The sequence below is a fragment of the Streptomyces sp. NRRL F-5755 genome (assembly GCF_001279365.1).
GTDB lineage: Bacteria > Actinomycetota > Actinomycetes > Streptomycetales > Streptomycetaceae > Streptomyces > Streptomyces rimosus.
This window is the reverse complement of record NZ_LGCW01000286.1, coordinates 1-4,574: the sequence shown is the minus strand read 5'-3', so window position 1 is coordinate 4,574 and position 4,574 is coordinate 1. Positions and strand designations below refer to the sequence as shown.

The 4,574-nt window shown below is 73.7% G+C and carries 6 protein-coding genes; 4 read left to right on the top strand and 2 right to left on the bottom strand.

Annotation, left to right across the window (positions count from 1 at the left end; translation table 11 throughout):
• Positions 1 to 47: 47 nt before the first annotated feature.
• The 4 genes from ADK86_RS29510 (at position 48) to ADK86_RS29495 (ending at position 2,904) form a co-directional block, all read left to right on the top strand.
• Positions 48 to 266, top strand: a complete 219-nt coding sequence (locus ADK86_RS29510) for an MbtH family protein (protein WP_053699364.1) — start codon at positions 48 to 50, stop codon at positions 264 to 266.
• 86 nt (positions 267 to 352) lie between these two features.
• Positions 353 to 1,120: a thioesterase II family protein gene (locus ADK86_RS29505; RefSeq protein ID WP_053699363.1), complete on the top strand. Its 768-nt coding sequence runs from the start codon at positions 353 to 355 to the stop codon at positions 1,118 to 1,120.
• 78 nt (positions 1,121 to 1,198) lie between these two features.
• A complete protein-coding gene (locus ADK86_RS29500) occupies positions 1,199 to 2,221 on the top strand; it encodes an SAM-dependent methyltransferase (protein WP_053699362.1) in 1,023 nt (340 codons plus the stop codon).
• A gap of 158 nt (positions 2,222 to 2,379) precedes the next feature.
• Positions 2,380 to 2,904, top strand: coding sequence for a TetR/AcrR family transcriptional regulator (locus tag ADK86_RS29495; RefSeq protein ID WP_053699361.1), 525 nt, complete (start codon positions 2,380 to 2,382; stop codon positions 2,902 to 2,904).
• A gap of 3 nt (positions 2,905 to 2,907) precedes the next feature.
• On the opposite strand, the gene ADK86_RS29490 is transcribed toward ADK86_RS29495, so the two are convergent.
• Both ADK86_RS29490 and ADK86_RS29485 read right to left on the bottom strand, forming a co-directional pair.
• Entirely contained in the window at positions 2,908 to 4,359 is a 1,452-nt protein-coding gene (locus ADK86_RS29490; RefSeq protein ID WP_053699360.1) for an Asp-tRNA(Asn)/Glu-tRNA(Gln) amidotransferase GatCAB subunit A, read from the bottom strand.
• On the bottom strand, positions 4,356 to 4,574 hold a 219-nt coding region (locus ADK86_RS29485), incomplete at its 5' end, for a hypothetical protein (protein ID WP_053699359.1). The genes ADK86_RS29490 and ADK86_RS29485, both read right to left, overlap by 4 nt.

Below are 4,574 nucleotides of genomic sequence, written 5' to 3'. Positions count from 1 at the left end.
GAACACCCGATAAATCCCAGAGCAATCCCCAGAGCAAGGAGCTCACCGTGCAGAACCCGTTCGAGAACCCCGAGGGCACCTACTACGTCCTGGCCAATGCGGAGAACCAGCACTCCCTGTGGCCCGCTTTCGCGGAGATCCCCGACGGCTGGGAGATCCGCTTCGGCGAGGAGAGCCACCAGGCGTGCGTGGACTACGTGAACGAGACGTGGACGGACATGCGCCCGAAGAGCCTCGCCGACGCCATGGACGGCGAGGCGGCCTGACCCTTTCGCATGCGTGACCGGCGGGCGGCGCACACAAAGCCGCCCGCCGGAAACCCAGCCCCCACGAGAAAAGGGACCCGCCCGTTTTGCACGCACGACCAGTCGCGCACTCCACCTGGTTCCGCCGTTACACCCCGAGGCCGGACGCCGATATCCAGGCCGTGTGTTTTCCGCACGCCGGGGGAGCCGCGAGCTATTACCGGGACTGGGCCCGCGCCTTTCCCGCCCGTTTCGAGGTCCTGGTGGCCCAGTACCCGGCCCGTGAGGACCGCCTGCCGGAAGACCCCGTGGACGACCTCCACCGGCTCGCCGACCTGGCGGCCGAAGACCTGCTGCGGACCGCCGACCGGCCCTGCGTCCTGTTCGGGCACAGCATGGGGGCTCTGGTCGCCTACGAGGTCGCATTGCGCATGCAGCGGGCCGGCCGGACACCGGCGCGCCTGTTCGCGTCCGCTCAGAACGCGCCCGGACGACGGCCCCCGGGCGCCTTGGGCGACGCCTCCGACGACACCCTCCTACGGGACCTGCGCGAGATGGGCGGCACCGCCGACGCGATCACCGAGCACCCCGAACTCCTGGAGCTGCTGCTGCCCGGCATGCGCGGCGACTACCGGGCCGTGGACGCCTACCGGCCGCGTACCGGAACCGCGCTGACCTGCCCCGTCACCGTGCTGTACGGAGATGCGGACCCGTATGTGGACCCGTCGGACGCGGCCGCCTGGGCCGGGGCCACCACCGCGGACACGGAGTGCGTACGGTTCGACGGAGGCCACTTCTACCTCCGGGAGCGGCAGGCCGACCTGCTCGCGGCGATCGCGGACCGGGCACCCCTTCCGGACGCTGCGCAGATGTGAAGCCGCGGACCGGTGCTTCGGTAAACTGCCCCGGGCCCAGCCTGCCCGGACGAAGACCCTTCGAAAGCGACGAACGCGATGCCCACCAGCATATTCTCCACCTCGGAGGAGTATCTTCCCGCAGCGCGGCGGGAGTTGACGGACGTCTGGGGCAAGCGCGCGGCCGTCGAGCGCCTCGGCCCGGACGTCGGCGCGCTGACCCTGCCCGACGCCTCGCTGCGGGACGTGTCCGAGCTGTGCCGGACCCGGCCGGTGTCCTTCGTCAAGCACCTGACCGCCGAGATCGCCCGGGTGCCCTTCGACGAGGCACGGGACCTCGACGCCGTGACGCGGCGCGCGCTCGCCGCCCTCCCCGGGGACCTCCCCTCGGGACCGCTGGCCGTCCAGGCATGGGTGAGCGGCCAGAACCCCGCCGAGTACGGCTCGGCGCAGCTCTTCCGCGGCCTGGCCGACGCCCTGGAGAAGCAGGGCTTCGAGGTCGTGCGCTCCGGTGCGCCCGCGGTCCTGTCGGCCTGCATCACCCGTTCGGGCGTCCTGCTCGGGATCGGGAACCCCACCGACAGCCTCTCGGACTGGCCGGGCGGCCGGGTCCGGCTCTCGCGCAGCCCCGACACCATCTCGCGGGCGGAGTTCAAGCTGGAGGAGGCGATCAAGGTCTTCGGCCTCGACCTCCCCCGCTCCGGAGTGGCCGCCGACCTCGGCGCCAGCCCGGGCGGCTGGACCCGCATCCTGCGCACCCACGGCCTGAAGGTCTGGGCCGTGGACCCCGGCGACATCGACCCCCGGCTGCTCGCCGACCCCGGCGTCCACCACGCCAGGACGACGGCCGGCAACTTCTTCGCGTCCAACAAGACGCGCTTCGACGTCGTCGTCAACGACATGAAGATGGACCCCCGGCTGACCTGCGACACCATGCTCACCGCCGCGCAACGGCTGCGCCCCGGCGGCACGGCCGTCGTCACCCTGAAGCTGGCGCACGGCAACGTGGTCGAGGTCGTGCACAAGTGCCTGGCACGGCTGCGCAAGAAGTACGAGATCCTGCACGCCCGGCAGCTGCACCACAACCGCCACGAGGTCACGGTCGTCGCGCGGCTGCGCTGAGGGGCGGAGGCCGTTCCACCGCTGTACGGGGCAGCCTTGACGCAAATATTTCGCGTTAAGCTGGGCCGGTGAATGCCAGGAAGAGCGCGGAGGCCGGGACGGCGGGCGCCAAGGGGGGCGCACGCAAGGCCGTTCGGCCCGGAGGCCGCAGTGCGCGGGTGCAGGAGTCGGTGCACCGGGCCGTGCGGGAGCTGACCGCCGAGCGGGGGCGGGACGGGCTGACCGTGCCGGCCATCGCGGCGCGGGCCGGAGTCACGCCGTCCACCGTGTACCGGCGGTGGGGCGACCTGCAGGAACTGCTGTCGGACGTGGCGGTGGAGCGGCTTCGGCCGGAGGGGCCGCCGGAGGACCACGGCTCGCTGCGGGCCGACCTGGGGGCCTGGGCCGAGCAGTTCCTGGAGGAGATGGCGTCCGCGGCCGGCCGCGCGTACATCCGTGACGCGCTGGCCGGTGACCCGGACGGCGGCAACGCCGGGCAGTGCTCCGGGTACGCCGCCGAGCAGGTGCGCACCGTCCTGGACCGGGCGCTGGCGCGGGGCGAGGCGGTGCCGGAGCTGGAGGAGGTCATGGACCGCCTCGTGGCGCCGATGATGTACCGCATCCTGTTCCGTCCGGGGCCGGAGACCGGCCCGGGCGCGGTGGACTACGCCCGGAGCCTGGTGGAGCGGCTGCTGCCCGCCTGACGGCTACAGCGGCGCGAGTTCCGGCGCCGGCCGGTGGGCGGTCTCGTAGGCGTGCGCCAGCCGGAGCAGGGTGGCCTCGGCCAGCGGGCGGCCGATCAGCTGCATACCGATCGGCAGGCCCTGGCCGTCGCGGCCGACGGGCAGGGAGAGCGCCGGGAAGCCGGTGAGGTTGGCGGGGGCGGAGAGCCGTACGTACGCGTCGGAGACCGACTCGGTCGAGCCGTCGGGCCAGGTGAACTCCGACTGCCCGGCGCGGGCGGCGGTGGCGGGGACGGCCGGGGCCGCGAGCACGTCGATACCGCCGGCGCCCTCCGGGCCATCGGTTCCGTCGAAGAGCGCCAGCCACCGCTGGTGCATGATCGTCCGGGTGCGCTGGGCGCGGATGTAGTCGGTGGCCGGGACGAATTCGCCCGCCTCCAGGAGGATGCGCACGTCGTCGGCGTACAGGCCGGGCGAGGCCCGCAGCATGTCCTGGTGGTACGCCGTGGCCTCCGGGACCATCAGGCCCCACTGGGCGGCGTGCACATACTCCGTCATCGGTATGCGCACGGGCACGGTGGTGGCGCCGAGCGCGGTGAGCGCGTCGACGGCGGTGCGGACCGCGGCCGCGACCTGGGGCTGTACGCGCTCGAAGTAGTAGTTGGCGGGGATGCCGACGCGCAGTCCGGCGATCGGCGCGCCGAGGGCCCGGGTGTAGTCCTCGGGCGGGTGGGCGAGGGACGCCGGGTCGCGCGGGTCGTGTCCGGCGAGGGCCTGGAGGACGAGGGCCGCGTCGGCCGCCGTACGGGTGAGCGGGCCCACGTGGTCCAGCGACCACGACAGGGACGTCACGCCGTGCCGGGGGACCAGGCCGTACGTCGGCTTCAGGCCGACGACGTGGTTGAGGGCGGCGGGGACGCGGATCGAGCCGCCGGTGTCCGTACCGAGGGCGAAGGTGGCCGTACCGGCGGCGACGGCCGCCGCCGAACCGCCGCTGGAGCCGCCGGGTATGTGCTCGGGCGACCAGGCGTTGCGGGTCTGCGGGGTGGTCAGCCCGTACGCGAACTCGTGGGTGTGGGTCTTGCCGGTCAGCACCGCGCCGGCCGCGCGCAGCCGCTCCGTCACGGCGGCGTCCGCGTCCGGCACGTGGTCCGCGCGCACCCGGGAACTGGCCGTGGTCGGTACGCCCGCGACGTCGATCAGGTCCTTCAGCGCCATCGGAACGCCGTGCAGCGGACCCCGGGGCCGCCCGGCGGCGATCTCCCGCTCGGCCTCGGCGGCGGACCGCAGCGCGGCCTCACGGGCCACCGACACATAGGCCCCGAGCTTCGGCTCCACGGCTTCGGCCCGGTCGAGGACGGAGGTGGTGAGTTCGACGGGGGACAGGGCGCGGTCCGCGATGAGGCGGGCGGCTTCGGTGAGCGAGAGCCGGTAGGGCTCGGTGGGGAGGTGATCGAGGTGGCCGGGATGGCTCATGAGGTCCTCCGGGAGGGGGCGCCGCCGGGTACGGCGGTGAAGGAGGGCGCGGGCGGGGTCTCGCCCAGCGGTACGTCGCGCAACGCGCCGAGGACCGTGTCGATGGCGTGCACGGTCGCCGCGACACCGGCCAGGCGGTCGGACGGAAGCGGCAGTCCGGCGCGCCGGGCCAGGTGGGCGAGGTGGTCGGGCGGGAGCGGGGGAAGCGGGGGGTG